Raw genomic sequence first — 16,173 nt, forward strand, 5'->3', positions numbered from 1 at the left:
TTCCGCAAGCCCCGCCCCACACAGGAAGAGCCCATGCCCTCACTCAACGGAGCGGTCGTCCTCGTCACCGGAGCCAACGGCGGCATCGGAACCCATTTCGTCCAGGAAGCCCTGGAGCACGGTGCCGCGAAGGTCTACGCCAGCGCCCGCAGCCCTCGCACCTGGGACGACGATCGCATCGTGCCGCTGCCCCTCGACGTCACGAGCCCCGCGTCCATCCAGGCCGCCGCCGACACCGCCCCGGACGTGAGCGTCCTGATCAACAACGCGGGCGTCTCCACGTCCAGCCCCCGGATCCTCACTCACACCGACGAGGAGATCCGCACCAACGTCGAGACCAACTTCCTCGGTCCACTGTTCCTGGCCCGCGCCTTCGCCCCGATCCTGACGAGCAAGGACGAGTCGACCCTCGTCCAGGTGCACTCGCTGCTGAGCTGGTACGCCGTCGCAGGGGTCTACAGCGCCACCAAGGCAGCGCTGTGGTCGGCGACCAACTCGCTGCGCCTGGAACTCGCCCCGCACGGCGTGCACGTGGTGGGCGTCCACGTCGGCTACGTCGACACTGCCATGGCGGCCCACGCGCCCCAGCCGAAGACGCAGCCTGCGGACCTCGTGCGCACCGTCTTCGACGCAGTCGAAGCCGGACGGTACGAGGTCCTCGCCGACGAAGGCTCCGTTCGGGCCAAGGCCGGACTCAGTCTCCCGGTCGAGAAGGTCTACCCGCAGTTGAGGGCCACGACCGCCTGACCCGACTCCGGGGTGCCGGGGCGGTCCCGCCGCGAGCAGGTCAGCGCCACGCCGGATCGTTGGACAGCGATCGCGGCGCAACCGGGACCAGAGTCACGGGCGATCGCGGAGCCCGGGACGGCCCCCGATCCGGCGGAGCGCCTAGCCGAACTGTCGACCACCGGACCGCGACCCTCGGTGCGCCGGCACGCTGCGCCGACCAGCACCCCGAACCAAAGACACTCTCCACGGCCCCGATTGGATCCCCATGCGGCTCGGGCCTCGCCTGTTCGAACACCGGAGAACCGTCAAGATCAACTGCCACACACCTCTTGCACCTCAGGTCCCGGAACTCGTGGTGACGAGTCACTGAAGGCTTATCTGCAGGGTCATTGGCATGGGAAACAGCGGGAGCCCCGGATACCGAGCACGGCAGCGTGAACGTGAGAGGCAACGGCGGGAGCAGGAGTCCCGGCGGCATCAGCGGGCGGAGCAAACGCAGACCACCAAGGCCGCGAAAGCGCCCGACGCTGGGGCGGCCGGTCGCGAGCGACGAGCCGCGGCGCGGACCTGTGGGTGGTGCGGTGGACCGATCAGCCCGAACAGCCGTGGACCGATCCCCAAGTGGTGTTCGGCCACCTGCCGACACCGGGCTTGGGAGCAGACACGGGCCACGAAGTCGAACCGACCACCGGTCCAGGTTGTCGAGAGACTGGTCAAGGTCCACGTCCCCTTGGCCCCGACGCGGCGGGACTGGCCACAGCTTCTCGAGGAGCTCGTCGGCCAAGTCAGCGACGGTCGCGTCTACGACCGCGACCTGCCCGCGCTCGCGCGGCAACTGGAGAAGGTGCTGCAGGCCTACCGGCGACGCGCACGCCTGACCGGCGCACCCGACGTGCGCTGACCTGGGTCTCCAGAAGTTCTGCAGTAGACCGGGGCGAATCTCCAGTCGTCGGCCGGCTGCCTGGAGCCAGCGCTGTCGACCTGGCCGGCAGAACTGGAGAAGGCCCGGGGACTTCTCCCCCATCGTCGGATGCGGGAGCACGCAGCCACCGGGCCGGCAGGCCACCGGAATGGCGGCCTGACGCATGACGGACTCGGGAGTTGACGACATGGGCGATCCGCAGCGCCTCCGGGACGTGCTGGCGAGCGACTCGCTCCTCCTGACCCCAGAGGAAGCCGCCCAGATCCTCCGCATCGGGCGCACCACCATCTACGCGCTCATGAAGTCGGGGGACCTGCGGCCCGTACACATCGGACGCAGCTGCCGGCTGTCGCGGGGCGAACTCGAGCGCTATGTGAACCGTCTGCAGTCTCCTCCAGCTCCCCCGGCCGAGCGCGAACGTCGACGCAGCAGGGCCATTACCACGGACCAAGGCGGCCTGTTCGACCTCGTCCACAGCCCGCCGGACGTCCCGTGACGTCTGTGGACCAGCCGTCATATGCGGGGCGTCGCCCCTGACACTCGTCGTCGCCGGGAGCGGCGACGGAGGAGCCGGCCAGTGAGTCCACCCAGAGGGAAACCCTCATCGTCGGCGCGGCGACGCGGCAACAGCGAGGGGTCGACCCCGCGCCGCCGACCCGACGGGCGGTGGCAGATCAACCTCCGCGTCACCGACGACGTCGGAAGGGCCAGCCGCCACACCGTCTACGGCGACACCGCCCAGGAGGCACGCGACAAGGCCGCCGAGATCCGCAGGAGGGTGGAGGGCGGTCAGCCCGCCCGAGACCGGCGGGAGACGGTCGCGGCCTTCACCCTGCACTGGATCGACACCTCGCTACAGGCGTCCGAGCGCAAGCGCAACACCAAGGTCATGTACGCCGGCGTCGCCCGAACCCACATCCTCGGCAGCTCCCTCGCCGGCGTGACCCTCGACAGGGTCCGGCCGTCCCACGTCGAGGGCTGGGTCGTCGAGCTCCGCCGCAAGGGCCTTGCCGAGTCGACCATCCGCTCGACGTACACGATCCTGCGCGCCGTCCTGGACACCGCCGTCCGTGACGGTGCGCTGGCGGCCAACCCGGCTGCGGCCATCCGGCGGCCCAAGGTCACGGCCAAGGAGGCGCCGCACCTCACACCCGCCCAGGTTGCCGAGCTGCTCCGCGCGGCCGAGGGCAGCCGCTACGCGCCCCTATTCGTGCTCCTCGTCCACACCGGCCTCCGCCGCGGCGAAGCACTGGCGCTGCAGTGGTCGGACGTCGACCTGGCCAAGGGCCTGCTGCGGGTGCGGGGCACCCTGTCGCGGATCGACGGCGAGCTGACCGTCACCGAGCCCAGGACCGCCAGGTCCAAGCGCTTCGTACCGATCTCCGAGCCGGCCGAAGGGGTGCTCCGCCGCGTGCACGCCGCGCAGGCGGAGGAGCGACGACTGGCCGGCTCGGCGTGGCGGCAGACGGGCTTCGTCTTCACCACCGAGTTCGGCGAGCCCTGCGATCCCCGCAACGCCCTCCGCGCCCTGCGCGCCGCCGCGACGAAGGCCAGCCTTCCGCACGCCGGGCTGCACACGCTCCGGCACTCGGCAGCCAGCGTGATGCTCACGAGGGGCGTCCCGCTCAAGGTGGTCTCGGACATCCTCGGCCACTCGTCGATCGCGATCACCGGCGACATCTACGGTCACGTCTCCCCCGACGTCGCCCGCCAGGCCATGGACACGCTCGGCGACGCCTTCGACCGGTAGCCCAACCCGCAACCACCCCAAGCTGCCGTCGCTCTCCGTGACCGTCGGACCCGCCGCGAACAGCCACCGCGGCCTCGACCCGGCGCTCGCAGCAGTCAGCCGCAGCCCACTTGGGGTCGGCTAATGGTGGTCAAAATGGTGGTCAAACCGCCCCGGGAAGCGGTCAGGGGCCGTTCCGGATCTCTCCGGATACGGCCCCTGAGCTGCGGTTTCCCGCTGTCGGGCTGACAGGATTTGAACCTGCGACCCCTTGACCCCCAGTCAAGTGCGCTACCAAGCTGCGCTACAGCCCGAGCGCCGGGCGGTTCGCACCCCCCGGTCGCTGCAGGAGCAGGTTACCGCACCCCGTGCGCCGTCCCGCCCGGTGGTCGGCGGCGTCCGGTCCGCCGGCCTCACTCCTCGTCGAGCACCCTGCGCAGCGCGGCCGCGAATGCCTCCGGCTCGCCCGTCTGGCCGTACTCGCCGCCCAGGAACCCGCCGTGGTCCCCGGGGAACTCGACCGTGCGGACACCGATCCGCGCGGCCACGGCCTCCCCGCCCCGGTGCGCCAGCTCGCCGTCGGAGCCCGCGCCCACGCCGATGACGATCCGCGTCGAGGTCGAGCCGAGGGCGGCGAAGTCGTGCTCGTGGTGGCTGCACGACACCAGGTTCTGCCCGAGCATCACGTCGTCCCGGGAGCCGTCGTCCTCGGTCGGCAGGCCGAAGGCGGCCGGGTCGGCGGCCGGCTGCTCGGCCCAGTCGGCCGGCACCGGGCCCCGGTGGCTGACCAGCCGGATGAACTCGGCCATGCCCGCGCCCGTGCCGCGCTGCTGGTAGACGTCGTGCACGTGCCGGGAGGCCGCCAACGCCTCCTCCCGGTCCGGCAGGGCCGCTGCCGCGGGCGGCTCGTGCGCCACGAGGGTGCGGACGTCCCCCGGGTGCCGCGCCACCAGCACCAGCGCGTTGACCGCTCCCCCGCTGGACGCGAAGAGGTCCACCGGCCCGGCGTCCAGCACCGCGATCAGCCGGTGCAGGTCGTCCGCGTGCTCCTCGGGTGTGGACACGCCCGCGCCGTCGGTGCGCCGGCTGCGCTCGACGCCCCGCGGGTCGTAGGTGACCACGGTGCGGTCGGTGAACGAGGCGGACAGGGTGGTGAACCCCGCGGCCCCCATCGGGGAGCCGATCATCACGAGGACCGGGGAGCCCGACGGGCCCGGCCGGACGTCGTAGGTGAGCACCGCCCCGGGGACCTCCAGGGTCTGCGTCTGCAGGGCGGGCGCGTCGGTGGTGCTCATCGGGGGCCTCCGGCGGAGTTCGGGTGGGGGATCTCGCCTCGGCAGACCCCCGCCCCCACCCGAACTCATCGCTCAGCCCTTGGGCCGCTCGTTCCCGCGTCCCTCGCGGACCTTGATCGAGATGTCGATCGGCGTCCCGTCGAAGCCCCACCGCTCGCGCAGCTTGCGCTCCAGGAACCGGCGGTAGCCGGCCTCGAGGAACCCGGTGGAGAACACGACGAACCGCGGCGGCCGGACGTCGGCCTGCGTCACGTACTTGATCTTCGGCGCGCGCCCGCCCCGCGCCGGCGGCGGTGTCTCCTGGACGAGGGCCCGCACGTAGGTGTTCAGCTCCGCCGTCGGCACCCGCGTCTCCCACGACGCGAGCGCGTCGCGCAGGTGCTGCGCCAGCTTGTTCACACCCCGGCCGGTCGCAGCGGAGATGTTGACCCGGCTGGCCCACTTGACCCGGGCGAGGTCGCGGTCGATCTCCCGCTCGAGCTGGGCGTGCCGGTCCTCGTCGAGGGTGTCCCACTTGTTGAAGGCCAGCACGAGCGCCCGCCCGGACTCGATGACCTGGGTGATGACCCGCTGGTCCTGCTCGCTGATCACCTCGTCGGCGGCCAGCAGCACGACCGCGACCTCGGCGGCCTGGATGGCGGCCTCGGTCCGCAGGCTGGCGTAGTACTCCATGCCGCTGGCGGTGTTCACCTTGCGCCGCAGGCCCGCGGTGTCGACGAAGCGCCACTCCTCGCCGCCGAGGACGACGATCGAGTCCACCGGGTCGACGGTGGTGCCCGCGACCGAGTCGACGACCGACCGCTCGTCCTTCGCGAGCCGGTTGAGCAGGCTGGACTTGCCCACGTTCGGCCGCCCGACCAGCGCCACCCGGCGTGGGCCGCCCTCCTCGAGCTGCTCGCGGGGCGCCTCCGGCATGGCGTCGAGGATCAGGTCGAGCAGGTCCCCGCTCCCCCGGCCGTGCAGCGCGCTCACCGGCTGCGGCTCCCCGAGGCCGAGTGACCACAGCTCGGCCGCGTTGGCCTCGCTGCGCTCGTCGTCCACCTTGTTGGCCACGACGATCACCGGCTGCTGGCTGCGCCGCAGGATCCGCGCGGCCGCCAGGTCGGTCTCGGTCGCGCCGACCGCGCTGTCGACCACCAGCACGATGACGTCGGCGGTCTTCATGGCGTACTCGGCCTGCCGGCTGATCGAGGCGCCCAGGCCCTCGGCCTTGGGGTCCCAGCCACCGGTGTCGACCACGGTGAAGCGCTTGCCGTTCCAGAGCGCCTCGTAGGTGATCCGGTCGCGGGTCACGCCGGGCACGTCCTGCACCACCGCGGCGCGCCGGCCCAGGATGCGGTTGACCAGCGTCGACTTGCCGACGTTGGGCCGGCCGACGACCGCCACCACCGGCAGCGGCGCGCCGGTCCCCTCGGTCATCGCCGGGCTCCCACGGCGGAGCGGGCCAGCTCGACGACGCGGTCCACCACGCCCTCCTGGGACAGGTCGGTGCTGTCGACGACGACGGCGTCCGCGGCCGGGCGCAGCGGGCTGTCGGCGCGGCTGCTGTCGTACTCGTCGCGCCGGCGCAGGTCGACGGCGAGCGCGGCCACCTCGTCGGCGGTGCGCAGGCCCAGCTGCGCCGCCCGCCGCTGGGCCCGGGCCTCCGGCGCGGCGGTCAGGTAGACCTTGAGCGTCGCGTCGGGCAGGACGACGGTGCCGATGTCACGCCCCTCCACGACGACGGCGTCGGCCGCCTCCACCAGCGCCCGCTGCTGGTCGACCAGCCGGCGGCGCACCGCGGGGACGGCGGAGACCGCCGACACCGCGCGGGTGACCTCGGCGCCGCGGATGCGGACGGCGACGTCGACGCCGTCGACCTCCACCAGCTCGGTGCCGGCCGAGGTGCCCACCTCGATCCGGGCCTCGGCGACCACGCGGGCCACCGCCTCGGCGTCCTCGGGGTCGATGCCGGCGTCCAGGACGGCGACGGTCGCGGCCCGGTACATCGCGCCGGTGTCGAGGTAGGCCGCGCCCAGGCGGGCGGCGACCGAGCGGGCGACGCTGGACTTCCCCGTCCCCGACGGCCCGTCCAGCGTGATCTGTCCCAGGAACCCGGACGAAACGTCGCCGCTCACTGGGCGATGTCCCGTCGCAGGGCCACGGCACCGCGCAGGTACACGTGCGCGACCTCCGACCGCGGCCGGTCGGTCTCCACGTGCGCCATCAGCCGCAGCACCCGCGGCAGCGCGTGCGGGACGCCGATCTCGGTCGCGCACATCAGCGGGACGTCGCCGAGGCCGAGCTCACGGGCGGCCAGCGCCGGGAACTCCGAGACGAGGTCCGGGGTCGACGTGAAGAGGATGCTGATCAGGTCGGCGGTGTCGAGTTCGTTGCGCTCGATCACCGCGCTGACCAGTTCCCGGGTCGCGTCGAGGATCTCCTGCCGGTCGTCGGCGTCGACCTGCGTCGCGCCGCGGATGGCTCGGACGGCCACTACCACTCTCCTCGATCGATGCGGGGCGCGGATCGCCGTGCCCCTCGGTCGAGTCTAGGGAGGCGCCGCCACCCGCCTCCGGCCGCGCCGTCAGCGCAGCGGCCGGATGCCCCAGGCGGCCGTCGTCGACTCCCCCGGGGCGAGCCGCACGACTCCCTCGCCGGTCTGCAGCGCGTTCGGCGGGCAGGTCATCGGCTCGACCGCCAGCCCGCGGCGCCGGCGCGGCGCGGGCAGCACGTCGCCGGTGAACAGCTGCAGGTAGCGGTAGCCCGCATCCATCCACACCGCCGCCCCCCGGCCGTCCGGCGCGGTGAGCCGCACCCAGGCCAGCCCGTCCGCATCGCGGTCCAGGTCGGTGGAGCACGAGTCGAGGACCAGGTCGCCGACCGGGCGGCCGGTGCGCAGGTCGTACGCCGTGTCCGCCACCGGGACCGCGCCGGTGGGGATCCCGCGGTCGTCGGTCTCCAGCCGGACGGCGCCGGGCGCGACCAGGGTGCAGTCGTCGACCCGCAGTCCCGGCCCGGCGGCCAGGTAGGGGTGGTGGCCCTCCCCGTAGGGCAGCGGGCGGTCGCCGTCGTTGGTCGCGGTGGTGGTCACCCGCAGGCCGGCGGCGGACAGCTCGTAGGCCACCTGCAGGCGGAGGGTGAACGGATAGCCCGGCTGCGGGTGCAGCACGCAGCTCAGCACCACCCGGTCGGCGGCCCGCCCGGTCGCCGACCAGGCGACGGAGCGGACCAGGCCGTGGAGGGCGGTGCCGCGCTCGGGCTCGGTGACCGGCGTCCGGTGCTGCCCGCCGTCCCAGGAGTAGGCGCCGTCGCGCAACCGGTTGGGCCACGGCGCGAGCACCTGCCCCCGTCCGTCGGTCGCCGCCTCGCCGGCGTCGTAGCCGTCGAGGACCTCGCGGTCGCCGCAGCGGTAGGTGCGCAGCCCGCCACCGACCTCGACCACGGTGACCTCCGCGTCGCCGGAGCGCAGGACGAACTGCTCCCCCGTCGGCGGGCGGGTCATCCGAGCCGCTCGGCGGTGAGGTCGCGGACCTGCGCGTAGCGCTCGCGGACCTGCGGCACCGGGTCGGCCTCGTGCACCTCGGTGCCGGGCAGCGCCCACTGCGGCGGATGCTCTCCCCCGGCGAGCACCCAGGCGGCCTGCCGGGCCGCGCCGTCGGCCACGTACTCCCCCGGCGGCGGCGCGAGGACGGGCACGCCCAGGACGGCGGGGGCCAGCCGGCGGACCGCCTCCGAGCGGGCGCCGCCGCCGACGAGCAGCACCCGGCGGACCGGCGTCCCGACCGCCGCGACCGCGTCCAGCCCGTCGGCGAGGCCGCAGAGCAGGCCCTCGACGGCGGCCCGGGCCAGGTGGGCCGGGTCGCTGGTGGCCAGGGTGAGCCCGTGCAGGGCACCGGTGGCGTGCGGCCGGTCGGGGGTGCGCTCGCCCTCCAGGTAGGGGACGAGCACCAGGCCACCGGCGCCGGGCGGCGCGGACAGCGCGAGCCGGGACAGCTCGGCGTGGTCCACGCCGAGCAGCCGGGCCGTCGCGTCGAGCACCCGGGCGGCGTTGAGCGTGGCCACCAGCGGCAGGTAGTGCCCGGTGGCGTCGGCGAAGCCGGCGACGGTGCCGGTCGGGTCGGCGGCCGGGGTGGTGGAGACGATGGAGACCACCCCGGACGTCCCGATCGAGCAGACGACGTCGCCGGGCTCGGCGGCCAGTCCCAGCGCGGCCGCGGCGTTGTCACCGGTGCCCGGGCCCAGGACCGCCCCGCCCGCCGACGGGCCGGCCGGCTCGGCGGGGCCGAGCACCCGCGGCACCCGGGCGTCATGTCCCAGCGCCCGCCGGAGCAGGTCGGGCCGGTAGGCGCCGGTGGCCGGTGACCAGTAGCCGGTGCCGCTGGCGTCCCCGCGGTCGGTGACCAGCCGGTCCAGGTCGGCCCCCCCGGCCAGCTGCCAGGTCAGCCAGTCGTGCGGCAGGCAGACCGCGGCCGTCCGCGCCGCGCTCTCCGGCTCGTGCTCGGCCAGCCAGCGCAGCTTGGTGACGGTGAACGAGGCGACCGGCACCAGGCCCACCGCGTCGGCCCACGCCTGCCCGCCACCGAGCTCGGCGGTGAGGTCGCGCGCGGCCTGCGCCGACCGGGTGTCGTTCCACAGCAGCGCGGGGCGGACCACCGTCCCGTCCTCGTCGAGGCAGACCATGCCGTGCTGCTGGCCGCCGACGGCGATCGCGGCGACGTCGTCCAGCCCACCGGCCTGCGCCACCGCCCGGTCCAGCGCCGCCGCCCACGCGGCGGGGTCGACCTCGGTGCCCGCCGGGTGCGGCGCCCGGCCCTCGCGGACGAGGACGCCGCTGTCGGCGTCGCGGACCACGACCTTGCACGCCTGCGTCGAGGTGTCGACCCCGGCCACCAGTGTCATGGGGACTGCCTACCGGATCCGCCGGGCGGCGGGGCGCGCCGGGTCAGAGACCGACGGCCTCCTGCAGCGCGCCCACCTCGGCGCGGGTGAGCCGGCGGATCGAGCCCGACCGCATGCGCTCCAGCCGGACCGGGCCGACCGCGGTCCGGGTCAGCCGGGACACGGGCAGCCCGACGTGCGCCAGCAGCCGGCGGACGATGTGCTTGCGGCCCTCGTGCAGGACCACCTCCACCACCGACTGGCCGGCGTGGGTGTCGACCACCGCGAACGAGTCGACCCGGACCGGCCCGTCCTCGAGCTCGACCCCGCCGCGCAGCCGCTTGCCCAGGTCGCGCGGCACGGAGCCCGACACCTGGGCCAGGTAGGTCTTGCGCACCTCGAACGACGGGTGGGCCAGCCGGTGGGCGAGCTCGCCGTCGTTGGTGACCAGGAGCAGACCCTCGGTGTCCTGGTCGAGCCGGCCGACGTGCACCAGGCCCTTGGCGAGGTCGCCGACCATGTCCCCGACGCAGGGCCGGTTCCGGTCGTCGCTCATCGCGGTGACGACACCCGAGGGCTTGTTGAGGGCGTAGGTGACCCGGTCGTCGCGGAGCTCCAGCCGGGCCCCGTCCACGGCGATCTTGTCGCGGCGCGGGTCCACCCGCATGCCCTGGACGGCGACGGTGCGGCCGTTCACGCTGATCCGGCCGGCGTCGATCATGTCCTCGCAGACGCGGCGCGACCCGACCCCCGCCCGGGCCAGCACCTTCTGCAGGCGCTCGCCCTCCCGCTCGCCGTCGGCGTCCGCGGGCTCGCGGTCACCGGGGTGGGCGGGGGCCAGCTCCATGTCCTCCGACCAGCCCTCGCCGGCGTCGGTGGGGTTCTCGTCGTGCGGGGCGGTGTTCATCCCCGCCAGTCTCCCACCCGGCGGGACGGTCGTTCCCGCCCTGCCGGGAGGAGACGGCGGTCAGCAGTTCTCCTGGCCGTACTCGTCGACGGCGCTGCCGGTGGAGACCAGGTCGGACTGCAACTGCTGGGCCTCGGCGGCGAACTCAGTGTTGGCCGAGGGATCGGTCAGGTCGACCTGCTCGAGCAGGTCGCGCATGCCGCTCCACGCCTCGACCAGCGCCTGCCAGTCGTCGGCCACGCCCTCGGGCGGGTCGACGGCCTCGAGTCGCTCGACGGCGTCCCCGACCATCTCCGGCGCCTGTTCCGGGGTGGCCGTCACGCCCTGCAGGTCGGTGGTGACGTCCTCGAGCAGGTCGGGCACGTTCTCGCAGAACGCCTCCTGGCGCTGCTCCTCCTCCGACGAGCCGCAGCCGGCGAGCAGCAGGGCGGCGAGGGCGAGGGGGACCCCGGCGGAACGGACGGACAGTGATCGGCGCATCGTCAGACCGTAACCGCCGATCGCCGGCCGGGTCGCTCCGGGGAACCCGATCGGGTGGGGACCGGCGTCGGCGGGGCTAGCCTCCGCCGGCATGGAGCCCGCTCGCGAGGGCCGCGCGCTCCTGTCGACGGGTCTCACCACCGGCTGGACCCGGTCGGGGGACCCGCGCGGGCGACCCGCGGTCCTGCTGCTGCACTCCTGGGCGGCGTCCCGGCGCGAGTTCGGCCGCCTCCAGCCACTCCTGCCCCGGTCGGTGTACGCCGTCGCGGTCGACCTCCGGGGGCACGGGGACGCCGACCGGGCGGCCGGTGGCTACGACCTGCCCTCGCTCGCCGCCGACGTCGTGGCCGTCCTGGACGCCCTCGACCTGCCCCGCGCGGTCCTGGTGGGGGCCTCCAGCGGCGGGTACGTGGCCCAGCAGGTCGCCGTCGCCGCCGCCGACCGGGTCGCCGGGCTGGTGCTGGCCGGCGCGCCCCGCGACCTGAGTGGCCCCCGCCCGCCGTTCGCCGAGACGGTCGACCGGTTGACCGATCCCGTGCCGCCCGCCGTGGTCCGCGTCCTCACCGCGGGGCTGACCGACCTCGCCGTCGTCCCGCCGGAGTTCGTGGACCTGATGGTGGCCGAGGGGTGCCGGCTCCCGGCCGCGGTGTGGCGGTCCTCCCTGGCCGGGTTCGTCGCATCCCGGCCACCGACCGACGGCGGCACGATCACCGCGCCCACCCTCGTCGTCAGCGGCGACGCCGACACCGCGCTGGGCGCCGAGCAGGCGAGGGCCCTGGTCGCCGCCGTCCCCGGTGCCCGCTGGGTCCGCTACGCCGGGACCGGGCACCTCGTCCTGTGGGAGCAGCCGGAGCGCCTCGCGGCCGACGTCACGGCCTTCCTGGCCTCCCTCGGCTGAGCGTGCGACTCAGCCGCCGAGGTGCTCGTCGAGCAGGGACGACGGCTCCGGCAGCAGCGGGCCGAGCTCGGGCAGCTCGTCGAGGCCGCTGAGCCCCAGCCGCTCCAGGAACAGCGGGGTCGTCGCGTACAGACCCCCGCCGCTGTCGGGGTCGCTGCCGACCTCCCGCACCAGCCCCCGCGAGAGCAGCGTCCGCATGACGCCGTCCACCCCGACCCCGCGGATCGCCGCCACCCGGGCCCGGGTGACCGGCTGGCGGTAGGCGATGACGGCGAGGGTCTCCAGCGCGGCCTGGGTGAGCCGGCTGCGCTGGCCGTCGACGAGGTAGCGCTCGACGACCTCGGCGTGCTCCTCGCGGGTGTAGAGCCGCCAGCCCTCCCCCACCCGGCGCAGCGTGATGCCGGCGCCGCGGCGGTCGTAGTCCCCGGCCAGCTCGGCCAGCGCGGCGCGCACCCGCGGCACCGGGGCACGCAGCGCCGCGGCCAGCGTGACGTCGTCGACCGGGCCGTCCACGACGAACAGCAGTGCCTCCAGGCCGGCCCGCAGGACGGCGGGGTCCGCCTCGGCCTCGGCCACGGCGTCGGCCTCGGGCGGCTGCACCGGGTCGGCGGTGGGCTCTGGCGCCTGGACCTGCACGGGCGCCGGCAGGGGGGCCGGCTCGGCCACGGGCGCCGGCTCGGCCGCCGGCGGGGGCCGCTCGGCGACGCGGGCGGCCAGCTCGGCGGCGACGGCGTCCCAGGTGGCCGGGTCCGCCTCGCCCCGCTCCTCGGCCTCGGCCCGGCCGGCGGCCAGTTCCGCGGCCAGCGCCTCCCAGGAGATGGGCCGGTGGTCCTCCTCGCTCACGTGTCCCCCTCGTCCGGGCCGTCGTAGCGGTCGGCGGCGGGGTCCTCGTCGTCCACCGGGCGGTCGCCCCCGATCCAGCGCACGTGCAGCTCTCCCAGCGGGGTCAGCTGCTCGAAGGTGACCCGCTGCTGACGGTAGAGCTCGAGCAGGGCCAGGAACCGGGCAACCACCTCGAGGGTGTGCTCGCAGTCGGCCGACAGTGCCCGGAAGGTCGTCGTGCCCGACGCCATCAGCCGGGTGCGGACCAGCAGCAGCTGCTCGGCGACGCTCACCGCCGGCGCGTGCAGGTGCGACACGCTCACCACCGGCGGGGCCTTCGGCGTCAGCACGCGGGTGGCGAGCGCGGCGAAGGCCTCCGGGGTGACGCCGAGCAGCACCTCGGGCAGCAGGTCGGCGAACCGCGGCTCGAGGCCGACGTCGCGCGGGAACCGGCGGACGGCGGTGGCCTCGCGCTCGCGCAGGAAGGCCGCCGCCTGCTTGTAGGCCCTGTACTGCAGCAACCGGGCGAAGAGCAGGTCGCGGGCCTCGAGCAGCTCGAGGTCGTCGGCGTCCTCGACGTCGGCGGCCGGCAGCAGCCGGGCGGCCTTCAGGTCGAGCAGCGTGGCGGCCACGACGAGGAACTCGCTGGCCTGGTCGAGGTCCAGCTCGTCCCCGAGCGCGCGCAGGTGGGCGATGAACTCGTCGGTGACCGTCGACAGCGCGATCTCGGTGATGTCGAGCTGGTGCTTCCCGATCAGCTGCAGCAGCAGGTCGAACGGGCCCTCGAAGTTGGTCAGCCGGACGGTGAACCGGTTCGGCTGCCCACTCGCCACGCCGACCACGGAGCCCGAGCCTAGTGAGCGGACCTCGTCCTCAGTTCTTCTTGAGCCGGCGGACCAGCACCGAGTCGGCGCCGTTCTCGCCCAGGTCGGCCAGCAGCACGGCGATCGCCTCGCGCACGATGCGGCCGCGGTCGGCGGCCAGCCCGTGCTCGGCCCGCAGCGACAGCCGGGCGCTCTCGAGGGCGAGCAGCTCGTCGGCCGAGATGTACACGGTGATCTTCTCGTCGTGCCGGGTCCGCTCGGCGCGCTGGGCGCGCCCGCGGGTGGGGCGGGCCGGAACGGCCGGGGCGGGTGCGGCCGACCGGTAGCCGGCCAGCGGGTCGCCCTGGTCGCCGCCGCCGGCGACCAGGGTCAGCGGCGCGGCGGTCTCGGCGTCCGCGTCGCCCCGGCGGCCGGTCGCACCGGCGCGCAGCGCCGGGGAGCTGACGGTCGCGCTGATGCTGGGCAGCTCGGTGACCTCGGGGACGGCGGAGGCGGCGTCGGTGCGGCGGAACAGCTCGGCGGCGCCCGGCAGCACGGGACGGCGGGTCACGCTTCCTCCTCGCTGGCGCTCGTCGGGCGCGTGCCCCGAGGTCCTGCGTCACTGTGTGCCCTCGCGAGCTCGGTCACAGTGCGATGACCTCCTTCGCCAGGTCGCGGTAGGCCGCCGCACCCGACGACGTCGGCGCCCAGGTGGTGATCGGCTGGCCGGCGACGGTGGTCTCCGGGAAGCGCACGGTCCGCTGGATGACGGTCAGGAAGACGGTGTCGCCGAAGGCCTCCACGACCCGGCTGAACACCTCGCGGCAGTGCACCGTCCGGGAGTCGTACATCGTGGCGAGGATCCCGGAGATCTCCAGGCCCGGGTTGAGCCGCTCCTTGACCTTCTCGATCGTGTCGACCAGCAGGGCCACCCCGCGCAGCGAGAAGAACTCGCACTCCAGCGGGATGATCACGCCCTGGGCGGCGGTCAGCGCGTTCACGGTGAGCAGGCCGAGCGAGGGCTGGCAGTCGATGAGGATGTAGTCGTACTCGTCGCGGACGTCGTCGATCACCCGCAGCAGCGTCTGCTCACGGGCCACCTCGCTGACCAGCTGGACCTCGGCGGCGGACAGGTCGATGTTGCTGGGGACCAGGTCCAGCCCGGGGATGTCGGTGGACACCCGGACGTCGGCCAGCGTCGTCCGCCGCTCCATGAGCGCGTTGTAGACCGTGCGGTCCATGTTCTGCGCCGGCACGCCGAGCCCGACCGACAGGGCACCCTGCGGGTCGAGGTCGATGAGCAGCACCTTGCGGCCGTACTCGACGAGTGCGGCACCCAGGTTGATCGTGGACGTCGTCTTGCCGACGCCGCCCTTCTGGTTGCACATCGCGATGATGCGGGCCGGACCGCGCTGCGTGAGCGGCTTGGGCTCGGGCAGCGGGCGCATCCGCGCCCGGGCCGGGTCCAGCCGCGAGGCAGCGGCACCCATCTCGGGTCCGGTGTCGGTCGCGAGCGCGACGGCCGGGCCGGCCGCGTCCCCTCGGATCGCCATCGCTTCGTTGCCTCCACTCGTCCCCGTCCCGGCTGTGCAGCCAGGGTGCGGTCAGCGGTTCTGCCGCCCGGGTGAGCCCGACGCTAGGGAGAGGGAGCCGGAGAACCGAGGAGGCACGCCGGACGAGATGTCGACTTGGCGACCACTGCCAACACATCGGCGTCGTTGAGCCGAAACCCATGGCAACATCAGCCCAGTCGCCGCTCGCTGGGCTGTCAGGTCAGTGCACGCGGGTGACTGCTCGCGTAGACCTCGCGGAGCCGGTCCACGGTGACCAGTGTGTAGACCTGGGTGGTGGTCACCGAGGCGTGGCCCAGCAGCTCCTGCACGACGCGGACGTCGGCCCCGCCGTCGAGCAGGTGGGTGGCGAACGAGTGGCGCAGGGTGTGCGGGGAGACCTCCGCCGTCAGGCCGGCGCGCTCCGCCGCCGTTCGCAGGATCGACCAGGCGCTCTGCCGTGACAGCCGGCCGCCGCGGGCGTTGAGGAACAGCGCGCCGCCACGGACCCCGGCACGGCCGGTGGCCGCGAGCGCCGGCCGGGCGCGCACCAGGTAGTCCTCCACCGCGCGCAGGGCGTAGCTGCCCACCGGGACCAGCCGCTCCTTGCCGCCCTTGCCCGCCAGCCGCACCACCGACTGCCCCCGGTCGAGGTCGTCGACGGCCAGCCCCACGGCCTCGGAGATCCGCGCGCCGGTGCCGTACAGCAGCTCCAGCAGCGCCCGGTCGCGCAGTCCGCGCGGCCCCTCGAGGGCACCCGCCCCCTCGATGAGGGCCACCACCGACTCGACCGGGATGGCCTTGGGCAGCCGCCGGGCCGGCGCCGGGGGGCGGACCTCGTGCGCCACGTCGTCGGGAACCAGCCCGTCGAGCAGGGCGAAGCGGTGCAACCCCCGGACGGCGACGACCGCGCGGGCCGCGGACGTCGCCGAGAGGGGCGGGTGGTCGTCGTCCCCGCGGCGCAGCGCGGCGAGGAAGGCGGCGACGTCGGTCTCGGCGACCTCGGCCAGGCGGTGCACGCCCGCGGTGTCGAGGAACTCGGTGTAGCGGCGCAGGTCGCGGCGGTAGGAGGCGATCGTGTTCGCGGCCAGCCCGCGCTCCACCGTGAGGTGGTCGAGATAGCCACTGACCACCCGGCCCACGTCGGTGGCAGGAGCCGCTGTCGTCAGGCTCTGCCC

General features: G+C 74.6%; 18 protein-coding genes and 1 tRNA gene. 5 read left to right on the forward strand and 14 right to left on the reverse strand.

Translation table 11 applies throughout. The features are described from left to right. Window positions 1-33: 33 nt before the first annotated feature. From GCU56_RS02760 to GCU56_RS02775, 4 genes are all read left to right on the forward strand, one after another. Window positions 34-747, forward strand: a complete 714-nt coding sequence (locus GCU56_RS02760; protein ID WP_163479969.1) for an SDR family oxidoreductase — start codon at window positions 34-36, stop codon at window positions 745-747. A gap of 712 nt (window positions 748-1,459) precedes the next feature. Beyond that, window positions 1,460-1,630, forward strand: coding sequence for a hypothetical protein (locus GCU56_RS02765; protein WP_239521650.1), 171 nt, complete (start codon window positions 1,460-1,462; stop codon window positions 1,628-1,630). A gap of 208 nt (window positions 1,631-1,838) precedes the next feature. Further along, on the forward strand, window positions 1,839-2,147 hold the full coding sequence (locus tag GCU56_RS02770) for a helix-turn-helix domain-containing protein (protein WP_163479970.1): 309 nt from the start codon (window positions 1,839-1,841) through the stop codon (window positions 2,145-2,147). An 81-nt stretch (window positions 2,148-2,228) separates the two neighbouring features. Next, on the forward strand, window positions 2,229-3,401 hold the full coding sequence (locus GCU56_RS02775) for a tyrosine-type recombinase/integrase (RefSeq protein ID WP_204331328.1): 1,173 nt from the start codon (window positions 2,229-2,231) through the stop codon (window positions 3,399-3,401). A gap of 219 nt (window positions 3,402-3,620) precedes the next feature. Here GCU56_RS02775 and GCU56_RS02780 read toward each other — a convergent pair. The 9 genes from GCU56_RS02780 to GCU56_RS02820 form a co-directional block, all read right to left on the reverse strand. Next, window positions 3,621-3,694 (reverse strand) — tRNA-Pro (locus tag GCU56_RS02780). A gap of 99 nt (window positions 3,695-3,793) precedes the next feature. Next, entirely contained in the window at window positions 3,794-4,675 is an 882-nt protein-coding gene (locus GCU56_RS02785) for an alpha/beta fold hydrolase (RefSeq protein ID WP_163479972.1), read from the reverse strand. Window positions 4,676-4,747: 72 nt separating this feature from the next. Continuing rightward, window positions 4,748-6,094, reverse strand: a complete 1,347-nt coding sequence (gene der / locus GCU56_RS02790) for a ribosome biogenesis GTPase Der (protein WP_163479973.1) — start codon at window positions 6,092-6,094, stop codon at window positions 4,748-4,750. After that, window positions 6,091-6,792 (reverse strand): (d)CMP kinase, encoded by a 702-nt coding sequence (cmk, locus tag GCU56_RS02795; RefSeq protein ID WP_163479974.1) that lies wholly within the window; start codon window positions 6,790-6,792, stop codon window positions 6,091-6,093. The genes der and cmk overlap by 4 nt, the downstream gene beginning before the upstream one ends. Beyond that, window positions 6,789-7,151: a chorismate mutase gene (gene aroH, locus GCU56_RS02800; RefSeq protein ID WP_163479975.1), complete on the reverse strand. Its 363-nt coding sequence runs from the start codon at window positions 7,149-7,151 to the stop codon at window positions 6,789-6,791. The genes cmk and aroH overlap by 4 nt, the downstream gene beginning before the upstream one ends. A gap of 90 nt (window positions 7,152-7,241) precedes the next feature. Further along, complete coding sequence (locus GCU56_RS02805; RefSeq protein ID WP_163479976.1) at window positions 7,242-8,159, reverse strand: aldose 1-epimerase family protein; 918 nt, start codon at window positions 8,157-8,159, stop codon at window positions 7,242-7,244. Next, on the reverse strand, window positions 8,156-9,556 hold the full coding sequence (xylB, locus tag GCU56_RS02810) for a xylulokinase (RefSeq protein WP_163479977.1): 1,401 nt from the start codon (window positions 9,554-9,556) through the stop codon (window positions 8,156-8,158). The genes GCU56_RS02805 and xylB overlap by 4 nt, the downstream gene beginning before the upstream one ends. 43 nt (window positions 9,557-9,599) lie before the next feature. After that, window positions 9,600-10,442, reverse strand: a complete 843-nt coding sequence (locus GCU56_RS02815; protein ID WP_163479978.1) for a pseudouridine synthase — start codon at window positions 10,440-10,442, stop codon at window positions 9,600-9,602. Between the two features lie 60 nt (window positions 10,443-10,502). Continuing rightward, window positions 10,503-10,922, reverse strand: coding sequence for a hypothetical protein (locus GCU56_RS02820; RefSeq protein WP_163479979.1), 420 nt, complete (start codon window positions 10,920-10,922; stop codon window positions 10,503-10,505). Window positions 10,923-11,013: 91 nt separating this feature from the next. On the opposite strand from GCU56_RS02820, the gene GCU56_RS02825 reads away from it, so the two are divergent. After that, a complete protein-coding gene (locus GCU56_RS02825; RefSeq protein ID WP_163479980.1) occupies window positions 11,014-11,820 on the forward strand; it encodes an alpha/beta fold hydrolase in 807 nt (268 codons plus the stop codon). A 9-nt stretch (window positions 11,821-11,829) separates the two neighbouring features. On the opposite strand, the gene scpB is transcribed toward GCU56_RS02825, so the two are convergent. From scpB to xerD, 5 genes are all read right to left on the reverse strand, one after another. Next, complete coding sequence (gene scpB / locus GCU56_RS02830) at window positions 11,830-12,663, reverse strand: SMC-Scp complex subunit ScpB (protein WP_163479981.1); 834 nt, start codon at window positions 12,661-12,663, stop codon at window positions 11,830-11,832. Next, window positions 12,660-13,484 carry a segregation/condensation protein A gene (locus tag GCU56_RS02835; protein WP_163479982.1) on the reverse strand — a complete coding sequence of 275 codons (825 nt, stop codon included), beginning with the start codon at window positions 13,482-13,484 and terminating at the stop codon, window positions 12,660-12,662. The genes scpB and GCU56_RS02835 overlap by 4 nt, the downstream gene beginning before the upstream one ends. A gap of 31 nt (window positions 13,485-13,515) precedes the next feature. Further along, entirely contained in the window at window positions 13,516-14,016 is a 501-nt protein-coding gene (locus GCU56_RS02840) for a hypothetical protein (RefSeq protein ID WP_163479983.1), read from the reverse strand. 73 nt (window positions 14,017-14,089) lie between these two features. Continuing rightward, on the reverse strand, window positions 14,090-14,998 hold the full coding sequence (locus GCU56_RS02845; RefSeq protein WP_163479984.1) for an AAA family ATPase: 909 nt from the start codon (window positions 14,996-14,998) through the stop codon (window positions 14,090-14,092). A 215-nt stretch (window positions 14,999-15,213) separates the two neighbouring features. Next, window positions 15,214-16,173, reverse strand: a 960-nt coding sequence (gene xerD, locus GCU56_RS02850; protein WP_440588727.1) for a site-specific tyrosine recombinase XerD, incomplete at its 5' end; no start/stop codon positions are given.

The organism is Geodermatophilus sabuli, assembly GCF_010686765.1.
Lineage (GTDB): Bacteria > Actinomycetota > Actinomycetes > Mycobacteriales > Geodermatophilaceae > Geodermatophilus > Geodermatophilus sabuli_A.